The organism is Bacteroides ihuae, from assembly GCF_900104585.1.
In the GTDB taxonomy this organism is placed as follows: Bacteria; Bacteroidota; Bacteroidia; order Bacteroidales; family Bacteroidaceae; genus Bacteroides; species Bacteroides ihuae.
The window spans coordinates 1,188,534-1,211,000 of the sequence record NZ_FNVX01000005.1 but is presented as its reverse complement, the minus strand read 5'-3'; the positions used below and the strand labels follow the sequence as shown (position 1 = coordinate 1,211,000).

Sequence of the window (22,467 nt, the reverse complement as noted above, 5' to 3'; positions counted from 1 at the left end):
GCATAAAATATCTGTGTATTTCTAGAAAAGGTAGTACCTTTAAGTAAACTCTTAGATTGAACAACACAAAAAAATAAAAGAAATGGAACCTTCTGCATTTTATCTTTTCTTATATGCCTCATGGGGAAGCTTGTTTGCCGTTTCCACAGGGTGGATTCTCGATAAGTTACTGGGCGACCCTGGCTTTTTACCTCATCCGGTAGTGGCTTTTGGCAAACTGATAGCTTGGGGAGAAAGAAACTTCAACAAAGGTCGTCGTCGGATATTAAAAGGGGCTGTGTTAGCTATAACATTGCTTCTTCTTACTTATTTCCTTGCTTATCTACTCATGAAGGTGGCGATGAGCATTAATGCATATTTGGCATGGGGCGTAGCTGCCGTATCAGTATTCTATTGTTTGGCAGGTACTACGCTTATTAAAGAGGTCAGAATGGTGTTCGTGGCATTAGATCATTCATTGGATGAAGGCAGAAAGCAAGTTGCCCGTATTGTAGGGCGCAATACAGAGGAGCTGACTGAACAGGAAGTGCGTACCGCTGCGCTCGAAACTCTGGCTGAAAATCTGAGTGACGGCGTGATAGCTCCACTCTTTTGGTATTTATTGTTGGGAGTACCAGGCATGTTTGCCTATAAAATGATAAATACGCTCGATTCGATGATTGGATACAAGGATGAACGATATCTACAGTTTGGTCGGATAGCTGCGCGTATGGACGATGTAGCCAATTACATTCCCGCTCGCATCACAGCTTTCCTGATGATTTTGATGAGTGGACATTTTCCGATATTACCGTTATTGGCATTTGTAAAGCAACACGGAGCAAGTCATGCCAGTCCAAACTCAGGCTATCCGGAAGCTGCTCTGGCAGGCATACTCGATTGTCGTTTTGGTGGTTCGCATTACTATTTCGGAAAGTTAGTGTACAAACCTCATATAGGTACTAATGATCGCCCTCTTACTACAGTTGATATGAAGAAAGCCGTGCTCATCAATCATTTATCTGAATTGTTAATGGTTCTCATTGTACAAATCCTTATTCTTTATACCTTTCGATAAGCCCTGAATAAATCCTATATATTTGTTTATTTACTCATCTGTGCTTACATAAATGAATGATTTACTCTATGGTAAATTGACAACTAATTGATAATCAGCTTGCAATGTTATTGGCATGTCTTTTGTATTACAATGAGCGTTGTTAAATACTTAAAAGTAGGAGGAAATATGAAAATTAGTGCAAGAAACTGTTTGAAAGGTAAAATAGTGGATATAACTTCCGGTATTGTTACTGCAAAAGTTCGGTTGGATATTGGAGGAGGAAATGAGATCGTTTCTGTGATTACTATGGACAGTATTAAAGAATTGGATTTGAAGGTAGGTGATGATGCATTTGCTGTCATAAAATCTACCGAAGTTATGATTGCTATTTAAAGATCATTCTTTCACCCTTTTATAGTTAAAAAGAGGACTTACCTTATAGATGTTACATCTATTTTGGTAGTCCTCTTTCTTTTTCTACGATAAGCTATTGTGTTTTTGCTTAATTAGTCACATGGCATGCTAGATAGCTTATGGTCATTTAATTCACGTTTTTTTAGAGATTATTCAATAGATTCAAAGTAAATATCGTTATACTGTTTCCTTCGCTTCAATTCTTCCGGCGATGAAATCAGACATCAACACAAGTCCTTTAATTATTTCACATAGTTCTTCGTCGGTAGGAGTGATGTACCCTTTGTCATCTAACGAACAAATGGATTCGTGTGATGCAATGAGTCTGGCTGTCAGTTTCATCTCATCTGTAAGCCCATTATCTATATCGCGAGCTTCTTTAAACAATGCCAACGGAGTATGATTCAATGCTTCAATTTCATAATAAGCCAATAAGGCTACAAACATCTTCTCGAAACTTAAAACAGAGAGATTAAAGAGTAGGACATTATCAAACCGGCTCTTTTTTATTAAATGCCCTTTTAAGGGTTTCATAAACCCTTTTGCTTCAGCAAAAATACCTCTGGCGTGGTCTTCCCAATAAGAATCATTCATACGTTTACTTATTTAAAGTTGTTTTGTCCAAAAAAACATCGGTGTGTCTCCTTCCTCGAAACCTTCGGAATGGTAAAGGCTCTGAGCTGCATCATTATCTTTGCGCACTTCGAGAGTCATCTTTCCACAACCATTGTTACGAGCTATTTCGGCTATACCTTGTATTAATTTTCTCCCCAAACCTTTCCCTCTATGATCTTTGCTTACGAAAACATCATGAATATTAATCATCGGTTTGCACTTGAAAGTAGAAAAGTTCATAAAGGCATTTATCACTCCGGCAATGCAACCTTCGCTTAATACAAACAGCACTATGGCAGTAGGATGTGATTCCAAGCCATCTAGCAAATAAAGCTTTTGCTTCTCTGTGATCGGAGTGCCACCACCCATAGGATCGGCTATATATTCATTGATAAGATCGCACAAAGCAGCACAATGCTTCGGGTCAGTGAAATCGCATATTTCTAAATCAGGTTGTTCAATCTTGACTTGCATTATTATTATATTTAAATCGTTTAGGATCAATGTCATACTTGCGTATTCTAAGTCCCATTATTCTTTCAGTTATGCCTAGTTGCGTGGCAGCTTTCACTAGATTCCCGTTCGTAGAGAGTAATGTATCTTGTATTACTTGTTTCTCTATTTTATCAAGAATAGTATCCAGCGTGCCGTGCGACTTTGTTTGGCTTGATATGGCATTTTGCAGGCTAGGCGGTAGATTGTTGGTGTGAACCACATCGTCCGTACTCAAGATGCAAGCTCGCTCTATGCAATTCTCTAGCTCACGAATGTTTCCCGGCCAGTGATAAACCATGAGGCAATCGATGGCCGATGCAGTGAGTCGTTTTACGTTTCGCCCGTTTTTCTCATTGAACTTGGCGATGAAATGATCGGCCAAAGCTGGTATGTCGTGTAAGCGTTCGCGTAGTGGCGGTATATAAACGGGGAATACATTGATGCGATAGTATAGGTCTTCGCGGAACTTCGCATCCTCAATTAGTTTTTCGAGATTTTTATTAGTAGCACAAATTATTCTCACGTCAATCTTAATCGGCCTGGTACTTCCCAGTCGCTCTATTTCCCGTTGCTGAATAACTCTGAGTAACTTCACTTGTACATTGGCCGGTATATCACCAAACTCATCAAGGAAGATAGTGCCGCCATGAGCAGCCTCAAAACGACCTATCCGTTGAGAGTCGGCACCGGTAAAGGCTCCTCTCTCATGACCGAAAAGTTCACTTTCAATAAGACCTTCGGGCAAAGCGGCACAGTTTACTTTGATATACGCTTTGCCTTTGCGCGTACTATTATAATGTATAGCGTCGGCAATCAGTTCTTTACCTACACCACTTTCTCCACGAATTAACACTGTGGTGTTAGTCGGTGAAACACTCTGAATGAGCGAGAAGACCTCTTTCAGTTTACTCGAGTTTCCTTCGATGTTAGGGTAAGATTGCTCGCTGATCGCTTTTCTCAATTGGCTGTTTTCCTTTTTAAGAGAGTCTATTTCTTCACGCGATTCATATCTTCTGCGTGCTGTGCGCGCTATCATTGAACTAATGATAGTAAGCAATTGGACATTGTTTTTAAAGTCGGGTGCACCAAAATAGACTTTGTGTACACTCAGAGCACCAATGACTTTTCCTTTCTCTTTAACCGGAATGCAGATAAAAGAGATATCTTTATCATTAGCCTTCAGCGGAAAATGAAGTTTATTGAGGAATTCTTTCGATTCAGCTATACTGCGGATCACTTTCGGTTCGCCACTCTGCACAACGCGTCCGATAATCCCTTCGCCAAGTTCATACGTCAATTTACTGAAGTCTTGATCGAGAGGTCCATAAGATTCTTCTACAAACAATTTGTTTGTATTATGATTAATTAGAGTAAGGATAACGCAGGTTGCATTTAATTGTCTTTTGAGAAGCCTGATCGTACTGTTAAGATCTATACTGCCTTTTGATAGTTCATTTCCTATTTGCATAAGGAAATCCAACTCCTGTTTAGCTTCGCAATCTTGTTCGCACATCGGGCATGTTCGAAGCATAGCCATAACATTAAGTTTTTTACATTACAGTAACTGCGCAAATATAACGTTTATTTTTTATTATTGCATTAAATAGATACTATAATGTTAGTATAATAACTTTTTTGATTAAAATAATGCTTTATGGTGATCATTGTGTGTACAGCTACGTAACATAAAAGTAATGAAAACGTATTGAAAATACATAATTGTAAGATTCAATATTGTCAGAACATATTCAAATATCTATAAATCAATGCTTTATGTTTCTGGCACACTCATTGATAGTCTGTAGCGTCAGCTTGTGGTAAAAATATTCAGAGACAGCTTATGAGGGATAAACAAACATTCGACATAAAAGGAGCATTTGCAATTTATAAAGACGATGAGTTGTTTTTTGGACACACGCAATATCTGTTGCTAAAAGCTTTAATTACAGAGGGTTCCATCAATGCAGCTGCAAAAAGGTGTAAAATATCTTATCAACAAGCATGGACGGTGGCTGACACGATGAATCGTTTGTCGCCTATACCCATATTGATTCGCAAAAAAGGAGGAAAGGATGGGGGAGGGTGCTTGGTGGGGGCTTATGGTGAAGAATTAATTCGTCTCTATGAGAAAAAAGCGCAGCAATTCTCTGAAGAAATGAATCTCTTAAATCAAGATTTAGATTCCTGCTTGTTTTAGCAAACTATTCTATAATAATGTATATGAGTTATGCTAGCCAGATAGTGAAACTGGCTTTTTTAAGCAAAAACGTTATCCAAAACACAGATAACGGAGTAGAAGTTGAATAATAGATATTAATTAAAAAGAGTAAACATGAAATGGTTTAGAAAAAGTAAAACGGACAAAGTTATTATTGCTGTATCGTTATTGTTTATTGCAACAACGGTTGCCGAAGCTCAGGAATTGAGCATTAATGCAGAGTTAAGACCCAGAGCAGAGTATCGTAGTGGCTATAGCACTCCTATAACAGATGCTGTAAGTCCGGGTGGCTTTATGTTGCAGCGCACTAGGTTGGGGTTTGAATTTAAAAATGCTTATGTAAAAACTCATCTGACTCTTCAGGATGCGCGTACTTTTGGCGAAAGTTCCATTACTTCAGAAGCTGCAGCTTCGTCAGGAGCATTATCAGTTTATGAGGCATGGGCTGAAGTTGTTTTAATACCCGGAGGTACTGTCACTATTGGTAGGCAAACACTTGCATATGATGATAATCGTTTATTCTCTGCTTCTAATTGGAGTAATACGGGAAAGGCACACGATGCTGTGTTATTCAAATATCAACTGGATGATAGTTTCGCCGGGCATTTGGCTTTTGCTTATAATAATGATAAGGCGATATCAAAGGAAACTGTTTATTCGGGACTTGCTACTTACAGATACATGGGATTGCTATGGATGTCTAAAAAGCTTTCAGAGGGATTACTTCTATCGGCTACCTTGTTAGATGAAGGTATTCAGGATAAGACAACGAACGCTGATGGTACTACAACGTATAGCTCAAAGGTAGACATGTATCATCGGTATACCACAGGAGGTAATCTTAAATTTCTGGAAAAAGGATGTCCGTTTGATTTTCTCGCTACGGCTTATTTCCAATTTGGAAAGACTACAGCAACCAAAGATCTGAATGCTTCATTGTTTGCTCTGAAAGCCAACTATTCTTTTCATCCAGCAATTAAAGCGACTCTGGGTGTTGACTTATACTCTGGAGATGATGGCAAAGATGCGACAAAGAGCAAGACATTCAATTGGTTATATGGAGGTCCACATAGTTTTAATGGTAGTATGGATTATTGGACGGCTTCCTTACCCACTGCCGGACTGATGGACACTTATGCTGGGATTTCAGGGAAACTAACTCCGAAATTATCTTATGACGTTCAGTGTCATGTATTCAAGACAGCTAAAGAATTGGAATATAGTAATGAAAAGCATGGCAAATCGCTTGGCTCTGACCTTGATTTAAAATTATCTTATAAAATGAATAGCTCCGTTGCAGTAGAAGGTGGATGGAGTACCTATTTCTTGTCGGATAATAGTCGTTACCTGAAGCTGAAATCGGCTGATGCGAAATCTCGTACCCCAAACTGGGCATATGTTTCGTTGACTATTAAACCAGAAGCTTTCAAAATCAAATTATAATATAGAGTATGAGAATTTTTTTTTTATTGATCGCCTTTATGCTGATAAGCGTAACGATCTGCGCGCAAAAAGTTGTAACGGTTGCAGCAGCAGCCAATTTAAGAAGTGTTTTCACTGAGATAAAAGCTAAATATGAGAAAGAAAATCCATCAGTGAAAATAGAGGTTACGTTTGGAAGTTCTGGAAGCTTGGTTCAGCAGATATTAAATGGTGCTGCATATGACTTTTTTATGGCTGCCGATAAAAATTTTCCTTTAAAATTGCAAGGGAAAGGAGTTACTTATGGCAAGGTCTCGACTTATGCTTATGGGAAACTTGCTTTATGGAGTTCTACTATTGATGTAAATAAAGGAATAGGAGTACTTAAAGAAAGTGCAGTAAAGCGCATTGGTATTGCTAAACCTGAAACAGCGCCTTATGGCGACAGGGCTGTGGAGTTGCTTAAAAAGCAAGGACTATTTGATAGCTTTAATACAAAGATCGTATATGGAGATAATATCTCGGCAACTGCTCAATATGCTTTCACGGGAAATGTAGAAGTGGGCTTCATTGCTCTTTCTCTGGCTATGGCTCCTGAGATGGCTGGCAAGGGCAAATGTTATGTGATACCCCAGAATCTGTATTCTCCGATTGAGCAAGCGTGTGTGTTGATAAAGAAGCCTGTGCGAAACCTTGCTGCCGAAAAATTTATGAAATACATACTTGGTAACAGTTGCGACAGCTTGTGGGAAAAGTATGGTTACTCCAAGTAAATTTTAAACTACATAATTGTAAGTATACTACATTTTTGTTACCTAAATGAAGTTGTTTTTGTGTTCCTCCTATATTACAAAAAGCTTTATAGTAGGTCGTTCTAATTTCTTAATGAGCTGAAAACAGGGGATTTAGTCCCTTTATTGTTTTATTATAAAGAGAAAAGTATGCTTTGTGGCATACTTTTTTCTTTATATATATCGAATGGTAATATGAATGCCATTGTTTAAGGTACAAAATTAAGATTATGACATTATGAAACAGATTAGGAAAATTGCTATTTACGGCAAAGGGGGTATTGGTAAAAGTACAACTACTCAAAACACAGTGGCTGGTTTAGCCGAAATGGGTAAAAAAGTAATGGTAGTGGGTTGTGATCCTAAAGCAGATTCCACTCGTTTACTGCTACATGGTTTGGCTCAGAAAACTGTTCTTGACACATTGCGTGATGAAGGTGAAGATGTAGATCTGGATGACGTAATGAAATTGGGATTCAACAACACTAGCTGTGTAGAATCAGGTGGTCCGGAACCAGGTGTAGGATGCGCTGGTCGTGGTATTATTACTTCTATAAACTTACTCGAGCAATTGGGAGCTTACGATGACGACAAGCAATTGGACTATGTGTTTTATGATGTATTGGGCGACGTTGTTTGTGGTGGTTTTGCAATGCCAATTCGTGATGGTAAGGCACAGGAAGTTTACATTGTTTGCTCTGGAGAGATGATGGCAATGTATGCAGCAAACAACATTTGCAAGTCCATATCTAAATTTGGAAAAGTAGGTACTGTCCGTTTGGGAGGTATTATTTGTAATTCTCGTAAAGTAGACAACGAAGCAAATATGATTGAAGAATTTGCTAGAAAATTAGGTACGCAGATGATTCATTTTGTTCCTCGCGAAAACATGGTTCAACATGCAGAGATTAACCGCAAAACGGTGATTGATCATGCTCCTGAGCATCCACAGGCTAACGAATATCGTGCTTTAGCCAAGAAAATTGACGAAAACAAAATGTTTGTCATTCCTACACCGTTAACGATGCCGGAATTGGAAGAGATGTTGGTAAGCTTCGGAATCATGAACTAATTAAGAAATAGGAGGAACACATTATGTATTTATTAAGAGCCATTGTACGCCCCGAGAAATCACCTATCGTGATGAATGCGTTATTGAACGCCGGATTTCCCGCAGTAACTAAATTAGCTGTTTTTGGACGTGGTAAGCAACGCGGTTTGAAAGTAGGTAACGTTACATACGACGAATTGCCGAAAGATTTGTTGATGATTGTTATTCCCGAGAAAGACAAAGACTTTGTGATCGAAATAATCATGGAATCAGCCCGTTCGGGAGATAAGGGACAATTTGGTGATGGTAAGATATTCGTAACTCCTGTTACTGAAACATATACTATCTCTAGCGGAAAGAAAGAAATCTTTTAAAACGAACATTTATGAAACTGATACTTGCAATTATCCGCATTGCCAAAATGCAGGAAACCAAGATGGCGCTTCAAGATGCCGGACTTCCTTCTTTCACCGCTATGCCGGTAATGGGAAGAGGAAAAGGACATGGTGATTTGGAGAAGGCTGCCAAGTATGCTCCTGAGCATGTAGAACTGATTTCTTCTGTACCCCGTCTGAAGTCGAAACGTATGATTACCCTTATGGTGACAGATGATAAAAAAGACCTCGCTGTGGAAACGATTATTAAGATGAATCAAACAGGCGAAAGTGGAGATGGTAAAATATTTGTGATTGATTCTTCTGATTCTGTTCATATTCGTACAGGAGAAAAGGGAGATATAACGCTTGACTGAAAGGAGAAATGAACAATGGAAAATAAAGTTTTAAATGTAGACTTAAGCACTGCCAGGGAAGAACTTATCGAAATCTATCCCAAGAAAGTAGGTAAGAAGAGGAGCAAGAGCATTGTGGTTGCTGATCCGAATAATATTCCTGAAATTCAGGCTAACGTACGCACAATCCCAGGTATTATCACTCAAAGAGGATGTACATATGCAGGATGTAAAGGCGTGGTTTTGGGTCCTACGCGAGATATCATCAATATCACTCATGGTCCTATCGGTTGTGGATATTATTCTTGGTTGACGCGTCGCAACCAGACTCGTCCCGGAGAGAGCGAAGAAAATTTCATAACCTATTCGTTCTCAACTGATATGCAGGATTCTAATATTGTTTTTGGTGGTGAAGAGAAGTTGAAGCAAGCTATCCGCGAAGCATACGAACTTTTTCACCCCAAAGCCATCGCTGTATTCTCTACTTGTCCGGTTGGTCTGATCGGAGATGATGTTCATCGGGTAGCGCTTCAAATGAAAGAAGAAATAGGAAATGGCATCAATATATTTGGTTTCTCTTGTGAAGGCTATAGAGGCGTTTCGCAATCTGCCGGACACCATATTGCCAATAACCAATTATTCCGCCATCTTATAGGGAATGACGACACGGTAACTGCTACTCACAAATTCCGTATTAATGTACTTGGCGAGTATAATATCGGTGGTGATGCTTTTGCAATTGATACTTTGTTTGAGAAGTGTGGTATTCAAATCGTGGCTACGATGTCGGGTAACTCTACTATAGAACAATTTGAAACAGCGCATACGGCTGATCTTAGTTTGGTGATGTGCCATCGTTCAATTAACTATGTAGCTGAGATGTTGGAGACTTCTTTCGGTATTCCATGGATGAAAGCGAACTTTATTGGTGCTGATGCTTGCGCTAAATCTCTTAGAAAAGTTGGCAAATATTTTGGGGACGCTGAACTTATTGCTAGAATAGAGGCTGTTATAGCAGAAGAAATGGTACCGGTTATTGCTGCTCGTGAAAAGGCTAGACTGAAAACAAACGGCAAAACTGCCATGCTCTTTGTAGGTGGTTCTCGTGCTCACCATTATCAGGAATTGTTTGACGAACTGGGAATAACAACACTCTGTGCTGGTTATGAGTTCGGACACCGTGACGACTATGAGGGGCGCCGTGTAATACCAAGCATACATATTGATGCTGACAGTCGTAACATCGAACAGATTTCTGTAAAAAGAGATCCTGAACGCTACAATCCTCGTAAAACAGAAGAAGAACTGAAAGAGTTAGAAGCTGAGGGGTTAGAGTTTAATCAATATGATGGTATGATGGCAGAGATGAAAAAAGGGTCGCTTGTTATAGATGATCTTAGCCATTATGAAATGGAGAAACTCATTGAAAAATATCATCCGGATGTATTCTGTGCAGGAGTGAAAGAGAAATATTGTGTTCAGAAAATGGGAATACCATTGAAACAGCTTCACAATTATGATTCAGGTGGACCTTATGCATCATTCGAAGGAGCAGTAAACTTCTATAAAGACATTGAGCAAATAGCTTGTTGCAGCATCTGGAAAGAGATGAAGGCTCCTTGGGAGAGTGAGGAATACGTAGAAGCAGTATATGCTGCAGTTTGATTTTGATAACCCTTTAAATTTTAGAACAAATGTTACTAAGACATACTACTCCTAAAGAGATTGAAAGAAAGGCTTTGACCATTAATCCGGCAAAGACTTGCCAACCTATTGGCGCTATGTATGCGGCTTTTGGTATCCATGGATGCCTGCCTCATAGCCATGGTTCACAAGGATGTTGTGCTTATCATAGAAGCGCTTTAACTCGTCATTTCAAAGAGCCAATAGTAGCTTCTACCAGTTCGTTTTCCGAAGGTTCTTCTGTTTTTGGAGGTTCGGCTAACTTACTGCAATCTATCGATACTATTTTCTCGGTTTATGATCCAGAGGTGATAGCTGTGCATACTACTTGTCTTTCAGAAACCATCGGTGATGACTTAACACAGATCGTATCGAAGGCAGATGAAGATGGTAAAATTCCAGCAGGAAAGAAAGTGATTTATTGTAATACACCTTCTTACGTGGGTAGCCACATCACGGGATATGCCAATCAGGTTGCTGCCATGGTGAAGTTCTTTTCAACAGCTACACCAAAAAAACGGAATGTTGTAAACCTTGTTGCGGGTTGGATGGAACCTTCGGATATGGGCGAGATTAAGCGCTTGGCCTCTGTTATGGAAGCTCGTACGCTGATGTTTCCTGATATGACTGGTGTGCTCGATACTCCACTTACAGGTAAATACGAAATGTATCCAAAAGGAGGATGCACTACAGAGCAGCTTAAAACAACAGGCGATAGCAAGTTTACAATTGGCCTTGGTGAATATAGTACCAATACGGCATGTGTAGCTCTAGAGAATAAGTGTAAGGTGAAGTTTGAAATGACGGATATTCCTATTGGTTTGAAAGCAACAGACCGCTTCATCACTGCACTCAGCCGTCATGCTAATGTGCCTGTGCCAGATAGTATTACTGAAGAACGTGGCCGTTTGATCGATCTCATTGCCGATAATCAGAAATATTTCTATGGTAAGCGTGTAGCTTTATTTGGAGACCCTGACACTCTGATTCCACTTTGCGAATTTCTTGTAAGCATGGATATGCGTCCTGTTTATGTGGTTTCAGGAACACCTGGTAAACCATTCGAAGAGCGCTTGAAAACCATTCTGAAAGATATTCCTGAAGCAAAATTCAAAGGCGGTGACCTGGCAGATATGTTCAGAATGCACCAATGGATTAAGCAAGAACCGGTTGACTTGTTAATAGGGAACACTTATGGCAAATATATTGCTCGCGATGAGGACCTTCCGTTTATACGTTACGGATTTCCTATTGCCGATAGAGCAGGACATAACTTCTTTCCTAAAACAGGTTACGTAGGAGCCACTAATCTGGCTATTCAAATTCTGAATGCAATTTTCGATCACATGGATCGTACTTGTGCAGAAGAGAAGTTCGAGTTTCAGCTTTAATTGCAAAGCTCTCGCAACGCTGCATCACTCTTTGCGGCGTTGCTTCTAAAGAATACTAATCTCTATGAAAAACACCTCCTGTAGTACTATGCAACAACAGGATCTTTCGTGAATAGTATAGAGATTATTTATAGGTAAAAATAGGTTAAGTTATGAGCATCATATTAGAAGAAAGAAAAAACCAGGTAGGTAGAGCAGGGGCTTCAGGAGAGGCTATTGCATGCGGTAAGGCCAGCCTGGCAGGTTCAGTAAGCCAGAGGGCTTGTGTATTCTGTGGTTCTAGGGTGGTGCTTTATCCCATTGCAGATGCATTACATCTTATTCACGGGCCTATCGGTTGTGCGGCATATACATGGGATATCCGTGGTTCACTATCTTCGGGGCCGGAACTTCACCGACTCAGCTTTTCTACTGATCTGCGTGAGAAAGATGTTATTTTTGGTGGAGCGGTGAAACTTAGTGCTTCGCTCGATGAGTTGATCGAATTGCATCATCCCAAAGCTGCTTTTGTCTATAGTACTTGTATTGTAGGTGTTATTGGCGACGATGTGGAAGCTGTTTGCAGAGAGATGTCTGCTAAGAAGGGTATTCCGGTCATTCCTGTTCAGGCGCCGGGGTTTCAAGGTTCAAAGAAAGATGGTTATCGTATAGCGTGTGAATCGTTATTTAAGTTGGTAGGGACACAGAATAGGCCTACTCCGAAGTTTTCTATCAATATTTTGGGCGATTTCAACTTAGCTGGTGAATTATGGATTTTACTGGAGTATTACAAACGAATGGGTATCTATGTGAATGCCACTATTACTGGTGATGGCAGGGTAGACGATATTTGTAATGCACGCAACGCATCGCTTAATGTAGTACAATGTTCGGGCTCAATGATGCATCTGGCTAAGATGATGAAAGAGAAATACGATGTGCCTTTTATGCGTGTTTCTTATTTCGGAATTGAAGATATGAGTGATGCGCTATATGAGGTTGCCAACTTCTTCAAGAGTGAAGAGTTGCTCAATAATGCTCGACAGATAGTGAAAGAAGAACTAGCTCGTTTGCTCCCTGAATTGGCTCCTTACAAGAAAGCGCTCACAGGCAAGAAAGCTGCTATTTACGTAGGAGGTGCTTTTAAAGCAATTTCTTTAATTAAAGCCTTGCGACTTATCGGAATAAAGACGGTAATTGTTGGTTCGCAAACGGGAGATAAAGAGGACTATGAACTCATTCAGCAACTTTGCGATGATGATACCATCATTGTAGATGACTCTAATCCGGTAGAGCTTTCTGGCTTTGTCAAAGAGAAAAAAGCAGATCTCTTTATTGGGGGTGTGAAAGAGCGTCCGATAGCATATAAAATAGGTCTTGGCTTTTGTGATCATAACCATGAGCGAAAGGAGGCATTGGCAGGATATGAAGGTATGCTCAATTTTGCAAAAGAAGTGTATGGCACTATTATGAGTCCGGTTTGGAAATTTGTTAAATAAAACAACGAAACTATGCAATCGACAACAGAAAACAAAAAAACAACGCCGACATATACCTCTTCGCGTAATGCTTGCAAACTCTGTGCACCGTTGGGGGCTTCGGTGGTATTTAAAGGAATTGAAGGCTGTGTACCCATTATTCATGGCTCACAAGGATGTGCTACATACATTCGTCGCTACATGATTAGCCACTACAAAGAACCTGTAGATATTGCTTCGTCTAACTTTAGCGAAACGACAACGATCTATGGGGGTAACCGAAACTTTGTGGAGGGTATCAATAACGTAATTAAGCAATATAACCCTAAAGTGATAGGGATTGCTACTACCTGTCTGGCCGAAACAATTGGTGAGGATGTGCCGGGGCTCATTGCCGAATATAAACAAGCAAATGCTGATAAAGAAGAACTTCCGGTGTTTATACATGCCTCTACACCCAGTTATCAAGGCACACACATGGATGGCTTTCACGAAGCTGTTTGTTCAGCAGTAGTGGCACTAGCCAACAAAAGCGAACATACCGGAACTCATATCAATTTGTTTCCGGGCTTTGTCTCTCCGGCTGATTTACGTAATCTAAAAGAGATGCTTAGCGATGCAGGTATTGAATATGTATTATTGCCAGACTATTCGGCTTCGCTTGATAATCCTTTTTGGAAAGATTATCATTTGGTTCCCGAAGGAGGAACACCTGTCGATCATATCCGCCTGACGGGTAGTGCACGGGGTAGCATAGAGTTTGGGACGGTCTTGAACAAAGGAGCATTATCCGGACGTATCCGCAACACAAACGCCATAACAACTGCCGGAGAATGGCTCGAAAGTAATTGTGATGTACCCAACAATCGCTTGCCCATGCCAATTGGTATTGATGGAACGGACCGTCTTGTGGAAACCTTAGAAAAGATTACAGGCAAGAAACTCACTGAAAAATATAGTTTACAACGCGGGCGGTTAGTAGATTCGTATATTGATGGACACAAATATGTGTTCGGTAAACGAGCTATTGTGTTTGGTGACGAAGACATGGTGTTGGGCATTGTTTCTTTTTTGTGTGAGATAGGTATCATTCCCGTTCTGGTTGCTTCGGGTGGCGAAAGTGGATTAATGAAAGAGCAACTGAAAAAAAATATTGGAGAGGCTGCTACAGATACGATAGTGATGAACGGCACTGACTTTGAAACGGTACGCGAGTTGGCTGAGACACTTAAACCAGACATCATCATAGGAAACAGCAAAGGGTATTACATTGCTCGCGAACTGGGCATTCCTTTAATTCGGGCTGGTTTTCCTATACACGACAGAGTAGGAGGTCCTCGTATAGAACATCTTTTCTATGCAGGTGCACAAAAGTTTTTCGACCAAATTGTAAATGCTCTCCTCGAATACAAACAAGAGCATTCACCTATTGGCTACAAATACATGTAAGTGATAATCATTTAAAAAACGAAAAGATGATGGCTAAAGTAATAACAGAAGAAAATATATTGCCAAAACACCCTTGTTTTGACGAAGAGGCTAGGCACACACATGCTCGTGTACACATGCCGGTAGCGCCCAGATGCAACATACAATGCAACTATTGCAATCGTAAATATGACTGCGTAAACGAAAGTCGGCCGGGAGTGACTTCCTCTGTGCTCGAACCTTATCAAGCAGTGCGTTACCTCCAGGAATTAGACAAACACATCGATAATATATCAGTTATTGGCATTGCTGGTCCGGGAGACCCCTTTGCCAATCCGGAAGAGGTGATGAAAACCCTCCGTGCGGTGAAAGCGGAATTTCCAAATCGGATTTTCTGTCTTTCTACCAATGGGCTCAATTTGGAGCCATACATTGACGAAATTGCTGCATTAGACGTAACGCACGTGACTATAACCATTAATGGTGTAGATCCTGCCATTACTTCTCAAATATATCGTTGGGTACGCTTTAACAAGAAGATGTATCGGGGTGAAGATGCAGCACGTTTACTCTTGGAGCGTCAATTAGCTTGTATCCCTTTGCTAAAAGCCAAAGGAATTACCGTGAAGATTAATTTTATTATTATACCTGGCATCAATGATCATCATATTGATGAAACGGCAAAGGTCGTAAAAGATTTGGGTGCTGACCTAATTAACTGCATGCCTTTGATACCAACCGGAGGTTCGAATTTTGAAGAGATGCCTAAACCCGATCAAAAGATGATATTTCGTGTGCGTGCTGAGGCTAAACACCATTTGCCATTGATGACACACTGTGCTCGTTGTAGAGCGGATGCGGCAGGACTGTTAGGGCAAGACTTGAAAGAAGCGTATACCATTTTGCAACAAATATCTTCCAGTCCGGCCGATGATGAAGCAAAACGTCCTTATGTAGCCGTGGCAACATACGAAGGACATCTGGTAAACATGCATTTGGGTGAGGCAAAAAGCGTGTATATTTTCCGTGAAACGCCCAATGGCTTTCAATTTGTTGAAGAACGCTCTATGCCTGACAAAGGAAGTGGAGATCAGAGATGGATTGATGTTGCACGTCTACTTATTGACTGTAGAGCGTTATTGGTTTCCGGAGTAGGAGATAACCCCGCATCTATACTAAAAGAGTGTGGCATCAAAGTAGTGCAGATGACTGGAATGATTGATGAGGGGCTGGATGGCATCTATAATAATAGGCCTATTCGCAGCATAAAGAAAGCAGATGCTTTTCGTTGTGGTAGCGAGTGTAAAGGCAATGCGCAAGGTTGTGCATGAGAGCATAATAAATAGATATAAATGTTTCTAATACTAAACATAAAATTCTGACGAAATGAAAAAACCGAGCTATCACATTTTAGTTTGTAACTCTTTCCGCCTGAATGGCGATGCACAGGGAGCTTGCACAAAGAAAGGAGCGCCTTCGCTTCTACAATACATGATGGATGAGTGTAATGACCGTGGTCTGGATGTGGCTGTATCTACCACTGGATGTTTAAATTTATGTTCGCAAGGGCCCATAATAGTAGTGCATCCCCATAATTATTGGTATGGCTGCGTAGAAACGGAGGATGCTATCGACGAGATACTCGATGCACTTGAAGAGGGAGAGCCTTGTGAGAAATATCTCATATCCGAATGACAGAGAAGAAAGTACATATTATTGATACTACTCTTCGCGACGGCGAACAAGCGGCAGGGGTGGTATTCTCTTTAGAGGAGAAGATGGAAATTGCAGCTTTACTTGATAAGGCAGGCGTTCCGGAACTAGAAATCGGAATGCCAGCCATTTCTCCTCAGGATAAAGAGGATATCACTACTTTGGTGCATGCTGGCTTTTCCTTCGACTGCCTAGCATGGTGTAGAGCCGTTTGCAGCGATGTGGACGAAGCTGCCGCTACCGGTGCGCAGGGTGTGCACATTTCTTTTCCGGTTTCGTCTATCCATTTAAATGCGTTAGGTAAAAATGAACTATGGGTAATGAAGAAACTTGGGGAAGTATTGAGATATGCTTCTGGCCGTTTTCGCTATATCACTGTCGGTGCGCAAGATGCTTCGCGGGCAGGTTTTCCCTTCTTGGTAGACTTTATAGGACAGGCTGTTTGTTGTGGTGCTTCTCGAGTTCGCATAGCCGACACAGTAGGTATTATGAATCCATTTACCGTGTCAAAGTTATTTACGAGGCTCAAGAGAGAATATCCTCATGTACCTTTTGAGTTTCACGGGCATAACGATTTGGGAATGGCTACGGCAAATACTTTCACTGCACTTTGTTCGGGAGCCGAGGCGGCCAGTGTAACAGTAAATGGATTGGGAGAGCGGTCGGGTAATGCTGTACTCGAAGAACTTGTAATGGCACTTTCTCTGAGTGGAAATAGACAAAGCGGTATCCATACAGAATATTTAACCGAACTCTCCACGTTAGTTGAACGAGCCTCCGGACGGGTATTATCAGATATGAAACCTATTACAGGGAAATTTGCTATCAGTCACGAATCGGGTGTACATACGCAATGCTTGTTAACTGATCGCACTACTTATCAGATTATTGATGCAGCGAACGTTGGTAGGAGTGAAGCACCATTTGTTTTCGGCAAACATAGTGGACGAGCGGCTATTTGTGGTTTCTTCTCTTCTAAAGGTTATGAGCTTAGCGCTGAAGAGAGTAGTAACCTACTTAGTGATGTAAAACAAGAAGCTGTTAAATTGAAACGCTCATTATCCGAATCAGAGTTGCTAAGTCTTTACAAGAAGCATTTCTAGTTTTATCTATCGCTATCTTTTAACTTTATAACGCCAACAGAGTATGAATAATGACTTCGTGCAAACGCTTATAACAACAGGTAAATTAGCCTTTTGGACGACACTGATCTTGTTTATTCTAGGTCTTCCAATTGCTTATTTTCTAGCTTATTCCAGATTTCGTCTTAAATCCGTAGTAGAAGCATTGATTTCAATGCCCATGGTGCTTCCGCCTACTGTGCTGGGCTTTTATATTCTAGTAGCCTATAGCCCACAGAATTGGTTTGGACAGATGATGGAGCAATGGTTCGATGTCCGTTTGGCTTTTAGTTTTAGTGGGGTACTCATTGCCAGTATCATCTGCTCGTTGCCTTTTATGGTTCAGCCGTTGCAAAATGGACTTGCGGCGCTACCTTCAAGTCTAAAAGAAGCTTCCTATACCATGGGTAAGTCATCATTAACTACCTTTTTCAGAGTATTGCTTCCTAACATCCGTGGTAGTGTCATCATTGCCGTAGCTATGACTTCTGCCCATTGTGTAGGCGAGTTTGGCATCGTGCTTATGGTGGGAGGTAATATGCCCGGAGCTACCAGAGTAGCCTCTATTGCTCTGTATGATGAGGTGCAGGCGCTGAATTATAAAGCAGCTAATCAATATGCTTTGGTATTGTTCTTAGTCTCGTTTGTTGTACTCACCATTATTTATAGTATTAACAAGAAAACAGTATAGTATATGACGCCTTCTATTTATATTGACGTGAAACGAAAGATGATTACCTCCGAAGGAGAAAAGATGTTGCACATCGAAAAAGAGATCTCAGGGGGTGATTTTATTTGTTTGGTAGGACATTCAGGATCGGGTAAAACCACTTTACTACGTATGTTGTCAGGTTTGGTAACTCCGACTGAAGGCATTATTAAAGTGGGAGAGGAGGTTTGGTTTAATTCTCAGCAAAAGGTGAACTTTAAGCCACAACAGCGTAGCATTGCTTATATGTTTCAGGACTTTGCGCTTTTTCCAAACATGAGTGTGGAAGAAAATATTCGCTTCGCTCAAAAGGAAAAAGATAAAACAAAGGTTAATGAGCTACTCGGTATTTTTGGTATGCACAAATTGGCCAAGCAAAAACCTGCGAAACTGTCCGGAGGGCAGAAACAACGGGTAGCACTAGCGCGCGCACTGGCTTCATCACCTAAAATTCTCTTGCTCGATGAACCTCTCTCTTCCATTGATCATGAGATGCGAGAAAGGCTTCAATGTGAGATATTAAGAGCACATGAATATTTGGCTGCTACGAGTATCATGGTGACGCATGACATGTCTGAAGCTCACCGTATGGCCACAGAGATTATTAGGATTAAAAACGGATTAATAATAGAAAATGATGAAAGTAATTGTTCCTGTTTACGATAATAACCGGATAGCTGAAGGGTTTAATAGGACTCCGGACGTTTGTATTTTTGATCCTCTAGCTTCGGACGCTGAGGAGGTTCGCACATTTGTGCCATGGCGAACCATCATTCCTCCTGGAAGCAAAATTACCAAGCAAATGAGAGAAATGGGCATAAATGCTGTTCTTACCTCTCAGATTCAGTTACTTGCATTAAACTTATTTGTTGAAAACGGCATTGATGTGTACAAAAGCGATGGAAATGATTTAGAGTATAACCTTGCACTTTATAGTGATCGGAAGCTAACACTATTTACTAGTACAGAGGCGCTTGAGAATAGCGCCATCTGCAACGGTTCGTGCGATAGCTGCTCGTCGGATGATAAATGCGAAAAATAGTCCTTAGTGCTAAATTTGAATCTTGATTATTCCTCCATAAGGAGTGATCGAGCTAAAAGCATTCTCTAAAGCAACTGTCCCTGCATATACTTGTGCGCAAATGAGCACTCCACCGTGAGCAAATATTCCTACACGATTAAAGGACTGAGTACGCAACTCATTAAAAAACTCGGATACCCTACGGAACTGATCTTTAAATGACTCTCCACCAGGAACACTTACTTTCATAAAGTCTTTGTACCATTCTTGCAAACGAGGATCACGTATTTCATCGTAATGCTTCATTTCCCATTCTCCAAAGTCCATCTCCATGATGCGAGCATCTTTCTCGGCATGAGCGTATCCACAATAATTAGCCAAATGTACACATCGACTTAGCGGGCTAGTGAAGACTTTATCAAAAGTTACTCTTTCTAAATTTTGAGCAACTTTCTTTGCTTCTTCCTGAAAACTATCTTTAAGCGGCACGTCCGTTTGTCCATAACAAGTTTGGGGAGGCACATCTACCGAAGTATGTCGAATAAGGTATATTTCCATCTTTCTTTAGTTTATATAATAATTTTGATATACTATGTTTATTCCAATATAAAAAGTAAGTTCGCTTAGCAAGAAAACTGCTCCGCAACAATCTCCCGTATATCCTTGCAGTCGTTTCTTCATTAGCAAAATAAGGATTGCGCTGGTAGCCAAAGGCATTACTCCTGCCAATCCAAATGCAGCAGAAGGTAAAAATACAACTGCCGGAAGAATGCCCGAAATCAGAGCAAGAATGAAAGCTCCCGGAGACATTCTATTATATACAACTTTCGCTTTGCTCTCTTCTTCCTTGCGAGCATAGGGTAAGAAGTTTATTTGTTGAGCAGCGCAAAACTTAGACCACGGATCACCCGCTAATATAACTATACAAGCCAGAGTAAGTGGTAATGCGCTTAGTAACGACCACATCAGGCTAAAATAGATAATAAGTCCAATAACTCCATAACTGCCTATCTGAGAATCTTTCATGATGGCAAGTGTTCGTTCACGAGTCGTTCCTCCGCCAAAACCATCAATAAAATCGGCTAAACCATCTTCGTGAAGACAGCCCGTCAAAAGGAGTCTTGCAAGAATAGCCAGTAATACCGCAACTGATAATGGTAATATTTGTGCGGTGACCCATAGCGTTATGGACATTATTCCCCCCGTGAGCCATCCTGCCAATGGCCAGTAATTAACCACATGTTTAAAGCACTCAGCAGGCACCTCACGAATTCGCCAAAAAGGCAATCGTGTAAAGAAAACAAATGCAGCTAATAAACGGTTCGTCATTTTAGAAATATTTGGTTATTGCTGCATGAGCAAAATTATCCATTTCATTCATCATGCGTACGGCCGAATCAATGATGGGATAGGCACAGATAGCCCCGGTACCTTCTCCTAGTCGTAACCCTAAGTCTAATAGAGGTTTAACGCCTATTGCATTGAGCACCAATTTATGTCCTGTTTCATCTCCTTGATGTCCAAATACGGCATAATCCAATACTTCAGGGTAAAGCTTTGAGGCGGCTAATATGCAGTTGGTCATGATAAAGCCATCTACTAAAATGGTCATTTTTAGTTCCGCCGCCTGCAACATGCCGCCAATGGCCATAACCATCTCCAGTCCGCCAAAGTAACGAATAATATCTTCGTCAGAATGATCTCCGCAGTAATTATCTAAAGCCTGTTGTAATATCCTGTATTTATGTTGTACACCTGCAGTATTTAAACCGCTACCTGCACCCACACATTTTTCTAAAGGAATACCGGTGAAGCAAGTCATCCACATTGATGAAGAAGAAGTGTTGGCTATTCCCATTTCGCCGAAACTGATCACATTACAACCTTCTGCATAGCTTTGCCTTACTATCTCAGCACCTCGATCAATGCATAAATCCATTTCTTCAATAGTCATCGCTGCCTCATGTAGATAATTGCGAGTACCCTTACGTACTTTCATATCTATAATACCCTTGCCTAGAGGAAAATCATAATCAACGCCTGCATCCACAATCTTGAGAACAAACCCATGTTGTCGACAAAGAAAGTTGATTCCGGCCCCTCCATGTAGAAAGTTACTAATCTGTTGCCATGTAATCTCTTTGGGAGAGAAGCTAACACCTTCATCCACTATTCCATGGTCTGCTGCAAAAAGAATGTTTTGAGGGTGTTTTAGTTCTGGGCTAAGCGTTTGTTGGATGAGGCCTATTTGCAGAGCTAACTCTTCGAGTCTGCCTAGTGATCCTTTGGGCTTAGTAAGATTGTTAATTTTGTCGATAAGTGCCTGTTGGATAGCTTCATCCGGCTTTGTAATTTGAAAAGTTTTCATGCCTTATTTTATATATAGTATCGATATTATCCTTTAATGGTGAGCGGAATGCCCGAAGTCATAAGCACTACTTTGTCCGCTTTGGCAGCAATGTACTGATTCACCCACCCCTGTAAATCAGTGAATTTACGTTGAATTAAGTTTTCTGAAGTAGCACCCATACCAATTTCGTTGGTTACAAAGATAAAAGTAGCATCCTGTATCACGAAGCGATCAAACTCTTGTTTGACAGCCTCCAAAGCCTTATCAGTATCAGCTTCGAGATCAAAGAAAAAGTTTGTGCACCACAGTGTTACGCAATCTATCAATATTACCCGGTTTGCAAGTGAATGGCGACTTAGCTCTTTGTTTTCTTCTATATTCGTCCACTCCGGTCCTCGATCTGCCTGATGACGCATTACTCTTTGACGAAATTCCTCGTCCCAAATACGGGAAGTAGCCAGATAAACAGGAGTAGGAGACAGCGTAAGTGCCAATAGTTCAGCATATTTGCTCTTTCCGGAGCGTGCACCTCCGGTAATTAGGATGATTTGCTTCATGTGCATTTTATCTTTCTTGCGAACAAAGATAGTACTTTTTAGCTTCTTTTTTTGCCCTAAAACTAGTATTATTTCAAATAAGTAATTACCTTTGCAACCGCTTAAAGATAGCATGTGCGGCAGTAGCTCAGTTGGTAGAGCATCAGCTTCCCAAGCTGAGGGTCGTGAGTTCGAGCCTCATTTGCCGCTCCAGTTCTGAAAGTCTTTTATAGAAGCAAAAAGCCCATATTTAGGGACTTGCAGAAGGGTACAAAGCCATAGG

Annotated in this window: 25 protein-coding genes and 1 tRNA gene; 19 read left to right on the top strand and 7 right to left on the bottom strand. The window is 40.7% G+C overall.

Going from position 1 to position 22,467, the window contains the following annotated elements:
* The first annotated feature begins 82 nt into the window (after positions 1 to 82).
* A complete protein-coding gene (gene cbiB, locus BQ5338_RS10625; protein WP_071146747.1) occupies positions 83 to 1,057 on the top strand; it encodes an adenosylcobinamide-phosphate synthase CbiB in 975 nt (324 codons plus the stop codon).
* 168 nt (positions 1,058 to 1,225) lie between these two features.
* Positions 1,226 to 1,432 carry a TOBE domain-containing protein gene (locus BQ5338_RS10620; protein ID WP_071146896.1) on the top strand — a complete coding sequence of 69 codons (207 nt, stop codon included), beginning with the start codon at positions 1,226 to 1,228 and terminating at the stop codon, positions 1,430 to 1,432.
* Between the two features lie 198 nt (positions 1,433 to 1,630).
* Here BQ5338_RS10620 and BQ5338_RS10615 read toward each other — a convergent pair whose 3' ends face one another.
* Genes BQ5338_RS10615 through BQ5338_RS10605 form a run of 3 tightly spaced genes read right to left on the bottom strand, consistent with a single transcriptional unit; the run spans position 1,631 to position 4,100 of the window.
* Positions 1,631 to 2,047: a hypothetical protein gene (locus BQ5338_RS10615; protein ID WP_071146746.1), complete on the bottom strand. Its 417-nt coding sequence runs from the start codon at positions 2,045 to 2,047 to the stop codon at positions 1,631 to 1,633.
* A gap of 12 nt (positions 2,048 to 2,059) precedes the next feature.
* Positions 2,060 to 2,542 carry a GNAT family N-acetyltransferase gene (locus tag BQ5338_RS10610; protein ID WP_071146745.1) on the bottom strand — a complete coding sequence of 161 codons (483 nt, stop codon included), beginning with the start codon at positions 2,540 to 2,542 and terminating at the stop codon, positions 2,060 to 2,062.
* Positions 2,526 to 4,100 (bottom strand): sigma-54 interaction domain-containing protein, encoded by a 1,575-nt coding sequence (locus BQ5338_RS10605; protein ID WP_235816406.1) that lies wholly within the window; start codon positions 4,098 to 4,100, stop codon positions 2,526 to 2,528. Before BQ5338_RS10605 ends, BQ5338_RS10610 begins: the two co-directional genes overlap by 17 nt.
* 303 nt (positions 4,101 to 4,403) lie before the next feature.
* On the opposite strand from BQ5338_RS10605, the gene BQ5338_RS10600 reads away from it, so the two are divergent.
* The 16 genes from BQ5338_RS10600 (at position 4,404) to BQ5338_RS10525 (ending at position 19,319) form a co-directional block, all read left to right on the top strand.
* Positions 4,404 to 4,760, top strand: a complete 357-nt coding sequence (locus BQ5338_RS10600) for a winged helix-turn-helix domain-containing protein (protein ID WP_071146744.1) — start codon at positions 4,404 to 4,406, stop codon at positions 4,758 to 4,760.
* A 135-nt stretch (positions 4,761 to 4,895) separates the two neighbouring features.
* Positions 4,896 to 6,224, top strand: a complete 1,329-nt coding sequence (locus BQ5338_RS10595; protein ID WP_071146743.1) for an alginate export family protein — start codon at positions 4,896 to 4,898, stop codon at positions 6,222 to 6,224.
* A gap of 8 nt (positions 6,225 to 6,232) precedes the next feature.
* Complete coding sequence (gene modA, locus BQ5338_RS10590) at positions 6,233 to 6,976, top strand: molybdate ABC transporter substrate-binding protein (RefSeq protein WP_071146742.1); 744 nt, start codon at positions 6,233 to 6,235, stop codon at positions 6,974 to 6,976.
* A gap of 256 nt (positions 6,977 to 7,232) precedes the next feature.
* A complete protein-coding gene (gene nifH / locus BQ5338_RS10585; RefSeq protein ID WP_235816405.1) occupies positions 7,233 to 8,066 on the top strand; it encodes a nitrogenase iron protein in 834 nt (277 codons plus the stop codon).
* Between the two features lie 23 nt (positions 8,067 to 8,089).
* Positions 8,090 to 8,419 carry a P-II family nitrogen regulator gene (locus tag BQ5338_RS10580; protein ID WP_071146741.1) on the top strand — a complete coding sequence of 110 codons (330 nt, stop codon included), beginning with the start codon at positions 8,090 to 8,092 and terminating at the stop codon, positions 8,417 to 8,419.
* A gap of 11 nt (positions 8,420 to 8,430) precedes the next feature.
* The gene (locus BQ5338_RS16975; protein ID WP_071146740.1) at positions 8,431 to 8,796 is read left to right on the top strand and encodes a P-II family nitrogen regulator; all 366 of its coding nucleotides are present in this window, start codon (positions 8,431 to 8,433) and stop codon (positions 8,794 to 8,796) included.
* 15 nt (positions 8,797 to 8,811) lie between these two features.
* Entirely contained in the window at positions 8,812 to 10,440 is a 1,629-nt protein-coding gene (locus tag BQ5338_RS10570) for a nitrogenase component I subunit alpha (protein ID WP_071146739.1), read from the top strand.
* Positions 10,441 to 10,469: 29 nt separating this feature from the next.
* A complete protein-coding gene (locus tag BQ5338_RS10565) occupies positions 10,470 to 11,849 on the top strand; it encodes a nitrogenase component 1 (RefSeq protein ID WP_071146738.1) in 1,380 nt (459 codons plus the stop codon).
* Positions 11,850 to 12,001: 152 nt separating this feature from the next.
* Complete coding sequence (gene nifE, locus BQ5338_RS10560; RefSeq protein WP_071146737.1) at positions 12,002 to 13,327, top strand: nitrogenase iron-molybdenum cofactor biosynthesis protein NifE; 1,326 nt, start codon at positions 12,002 to 12,004, stop codon at positions 13,325 to 13,327.
* Positions 13,328 to 13,339: 12 nt separating this feature from the next.
* Positions 13,340 to 14,755, top strand: a complete 1,416-nt coding sequence (locus BQ5338_RS10555; protein WP_071146736.1) for a nitrogenase component 1 — start codon at positions 13,340 to 13,342, stop codon at positions 14,753 to 14,755.
* 26 nt (positions 14,756 to 14,781) lie between these two features.
* Positions 14,782 to 16,065 carry a nitrogenase cofactor biosynthesis protein NifB gene (gene nifB, locus BQ5338_RS10550; RefSeq protein WP_235816404.1) on the top strand — a complete coding sequence of 428 codons (1,284 nt, stop codon included), beginning with the start codon at positions 14,782 to 14,784 and terminating at the stop codon, positions 16,063 to 16,065.
* 55 nt (positions 16,066 to 16,120) lie between these two features.
* Positions 16,121 to 16,429: a (2Fe-2S) ferredoxin domain-containing protein gene (locus tag BQ5338_RS10545; RefSeq protein WP_071146735.1), complete on the top strand. Its 309-nt coding sequence runs from the start codon at positions 16,121 to 16,123 to the stop codon at positions 16,427 to 16,429.
* Positions 16,426 to 17,550: a homocitrate synthase/isopropylmalate synthase family protein gene (locus BQ5338_RS10540; RefSeq protein ID WP_071146734.1), complete on the top strand. Its 1,125-nt coding sequence runs from the start codon at positions 16,426 to 16,428 to the stop codon at positions 17,548 to 17,550. Before BQ5338_RS10545 ends, BQ5338_RS10540 begins: the two co-directional genes overlap by 4 nt.
* A gap of 43 nt (positions 17,551 to 17,593) precedes the next feature.
* Positions 17,594 to 18,259, top strand: a complete 666-nt coding sequence (modB, locus tag BQ5338_RS10535) for a molybdate ABC transporter permease subunit (protein ID WP_071146733.1) — start codon at positions 17,594 to 17,596, stop codon at positions 18,257 to 18,259.
* A 3-nt stretch (positions 18,260 to 18,262) separates the two neighbouring features.
* Entirely contained in the window at positions 18,263 to 18,943 is a 681-nt protein-coding gene (locus tag BQ5338_RS10530) for an ABC transporter ATP-binding protein (RefSeq protein WP_235816403.1), read from the top strand.
* Positions 18,912 to 19,319, top strand: a complete 408-nt coding sequence (locus BQ5338_RS10525) for a NifB/NifX family molybdenum-iron cluster-binding protein (RefSeq protein ID WP_071146732.1) — start codon at positions 18,912 to 18,914, stop codon at positions 19,317 to 19,319. The genes BQ5338_RS10530 and BQ5338_RS10525 overlap by 32 nt, the downstream gene beginning before the upstream one ends.
* A gap of 9 nt (positions 19,320 to 19,328) precedes the next feature.
* Here BQ5338_RS10525 and cobC read toward each other — a convergent pair whose 3' ends face one another.
* From cobC to cobU, 4 genes are read right to left on the bottom strand one after another with little or no spacing between them, the layout of a single operon-like run.
* Complete coding sequence (gene cobC / locus BQ5338_RS10520; RefSeq protein ID WP_071146731.1) at positions 19,329 to 19,856, bottom strand: alpha-ribazole phosphatase; 528 nt, start codon at positions 19,854 to 19,856, stop codon at positions 19,329 to 19,331.
* Between the two features lie 6 nt (positions 19,857 to 19,862).
* On the bottom strand, positions 19,863 to 20,627 hold the full coding sequence (cobS, locus tag BQ5338_RS10515; protein WP_071146730.1) for an adenosylcobinamide-GDP ribazoletransferase: 765 nt from the start codon (positions 20,625 to 20,627) through the stop codon (positions 19,863 to 19,865).
* 1 nt (position 20,628) lies between these two features.
* Positions 20,629 to 21,666: a nicotinate-nucleotide--dimethylbenzimidazole phosphoribosyltransferase gene (gene cobT, locus BQ5338_RS10510; RefSeq protein ID WP_071146729.1), complete on the bottom strand. Its 1,038-nt coding sequence runs from the start codon at positions 21,664 to 21,666 to the stop codon at positions 20,629 to 20,631.
* Positions 21,667 to 21,692: 26 nt separating this feature from the next.
* Positions 21,693 to 22,205: a bifunctional adenosylcobinamide kinase/adenosylcobinamide-phosphate guanylyltransferase gene (gene cobU, locus BQ5338_RS10505; protein WP_071146891.1), complete on the bottom strand. Its 513-nt coding sequence runs from the start codon at positions 22,203 to 22,205 to the stop codon at positions 21,693 to 21,695.
* A gap of 116 nt (positions 22,206 to 22,321) precedes the next feature.
* Between cobU and BQ5338_RS10500 the strand changes: the two genes are divergently transcribed.
* Positions 22,322 to 22,397: transfer RNA gene (locus BQ5338_RS10500), tRNA-Gly, on the top strand.
* Positions 22,398 to 22,467 lie beyond the last annotated feature (70 nt).

What these genes read in the sequence shown, in the direction of transcription:
- cbiB (WP_071146747.1), top strand. Translation starts at nt 83, where the DNA reads ATGGAACCTTCTGCATTTTATCTTTTCTTATATGCCTCATGGGGAAGC.
- BQ5338_RS10620 (WP_071146896.1), top strand. Translation starts at nt 1,226, where the DNA reads ATGAAAATTAGTGCAAGAAACTGTTTGAAAGGTAAAATAGTGGATATA.
- BQ5338_RS10615 (WP_071146746.1), bottom strand. Translation starts at nt 2,047, where the DNA reads ATGAATGATTCTTATTGGGAAGACCACGCCAGAGGTATTTTTGCTGAA.
- BQ5338_RS10610 (WP_071146745.1), bottom strand. Translation starts at nt 2,542, where the DNA reads ATGCAAGTCAAGATTGAACAACCTGATTTAGAAATATGCGATTTCACT.
- BQ5338_RS10605 (WP_235816406.1), bottom strand. Translation starts at nt 4,100, where the DNA reads ATGGCTATGCTTCGAACATGCCCGATGTGCGAACAAGATTGCGAAGCT.
- BQ5338_RS10600 (WP_071146744.1), top strand. Translation starts at nt 4,404, where the DNA reads ATGAGGGATAAACAAACATTCGACATAAAAGGAGCATTTGCAATTTAT.
- BQ5338_RS10595 (WP_071146743.1), top strand. Translation starts at nt 4,896, where the DNA reads ATGAAATGGTTTAGAAAAAGTAAAACGGACAAAGTTATTATTGCTGTA.
- modA (WP_071146742.1), top strand. Translation starts at nt 6,233, where the DNA reads ATGAGAATTTTTTTTTTATTGATCGCCTTTATGCTGATAAGCGTAACG.
- nifH (WP_235816405.1), top strand. Translation starts at nt 7,233, where the DNA reads ATGAAACAGATTAGGAAAATTGCTATTTACGGCAAAGGGGGTATTGGT.
- BQ5338_RS10580 (WP_071146741.1), top strand. Translation starts at nt 8,090, where the DNA reads ATGTATTTATTAAGAGCCATTGTACGCCCCGAGAAATCACCTATCGTG.
- BQ5338_RS16975 (WP_071146740.1), top strand. Translation starts at nt 8,431, where the DNA reads ATGAAACTGATACTTGCAATTATCCGCATTGCCAAAATGCAGGAAACC.
- BQ5338_RS10570 (WP_071146739.1), top strand. Translation starts at nt 8,812, where the DNA reads ATGGAAAATAAAGTTTTAAATGTAGACTTAAGCACTGCCAGGGAAGAA.
- BQ5338_RS10565 (WP_071146738.1), top strand. Translation starts at nt 10,470, where the DNA reads ATGTTACTAAGACATACTACTCCTAAAGAGATTGAAAGAAAGGCTTTG.
- nifE (WP_071146737.1), top strand. Translation starts at nt 12,002, where the DNA reads ATGAGCATCATATTAGAAGAAAGAAAAAACCAGGTAGGTAGAGCAGGG.
- BQ5338_RS10555 (WP_071146736.1), top strand. Translation starts at nt 13,340, where the DNA reads ATGCAATCGACAACAGAAAACAAAAAAACAACGCCGACATATACCTCT.
- nifB (WP_235816404.1), top strand. Translation starts at nt 14,782, where the DNA reads ATGATGGCTAAAGTAATAACAGAAGAAAATATATTGCCAAAACACCCT.
- BQ5338_RS10545 (WP_071146735.1), top strand. Translation starts at nt 16,121, where the DNA reads ATGAAAAAACCGAGCTATCACATTTTAGTTTGTAACTCTTTCCGCCTG.
- BQ5338_RS10540 (WP_071146734.1), top strand. Translation starts at nt 16,426, where the DNA reads ATGACAGAGAAGAAAGTACATATTATTGATACTACTCTTCGCGACGGC.
- modB (WP_071146733.1), top strand. Translation starts at nt 17,594, where the DNA reads ATGAATAATGACTTCGTGCAAACGCTTATAACAACAGGTAAATTAGCC.
- BQ5338_RS10530 (WP_235816403.1), top strand. Translation starts at nt 18,263, where the DNA reads ATGACGCCTTCTATTTATATTGACGTGAAACGAAAGATGATTACCTCC.
- BQ5338_RS10525 (WP_071146732.1), top strand. Translation starts at nt 18,912, where the DNA reads ATGATGAAAGTAATTGTTCCTGTTTACGATAATAACCGGATAGCTGAA.
- cobC (WP_071146731.1), bottom strand. Translation starts at nt 19,856, where the DNA reads ATGGAAATATACCTTATTCGACATACTTCGGTAGATGTGCCTCCCCAA.
- cobS (WP_071146730.1), bottom strand. Translation starts at nt 20,627, where the DNA reads ATGACGAACCGTTTATTAGCTGCATTTGTTTTCTTTACACGATTGCCT.
- cobT (WP_071146729.1), bottom strand. Translation starts at nt 21,666, where the DNA reads ATGAAAACTTTTCAAATTACAAAGCCGGATGAAGCTATCCAACAGGCA.
- cobU (WP_071146891.1), bottom strand. Translation starts at nt 22,205, where the DNA reads ATGAAGCAAATCATCCTAATTACCGGAGGTGCACGCTCCGGAAAGAGC.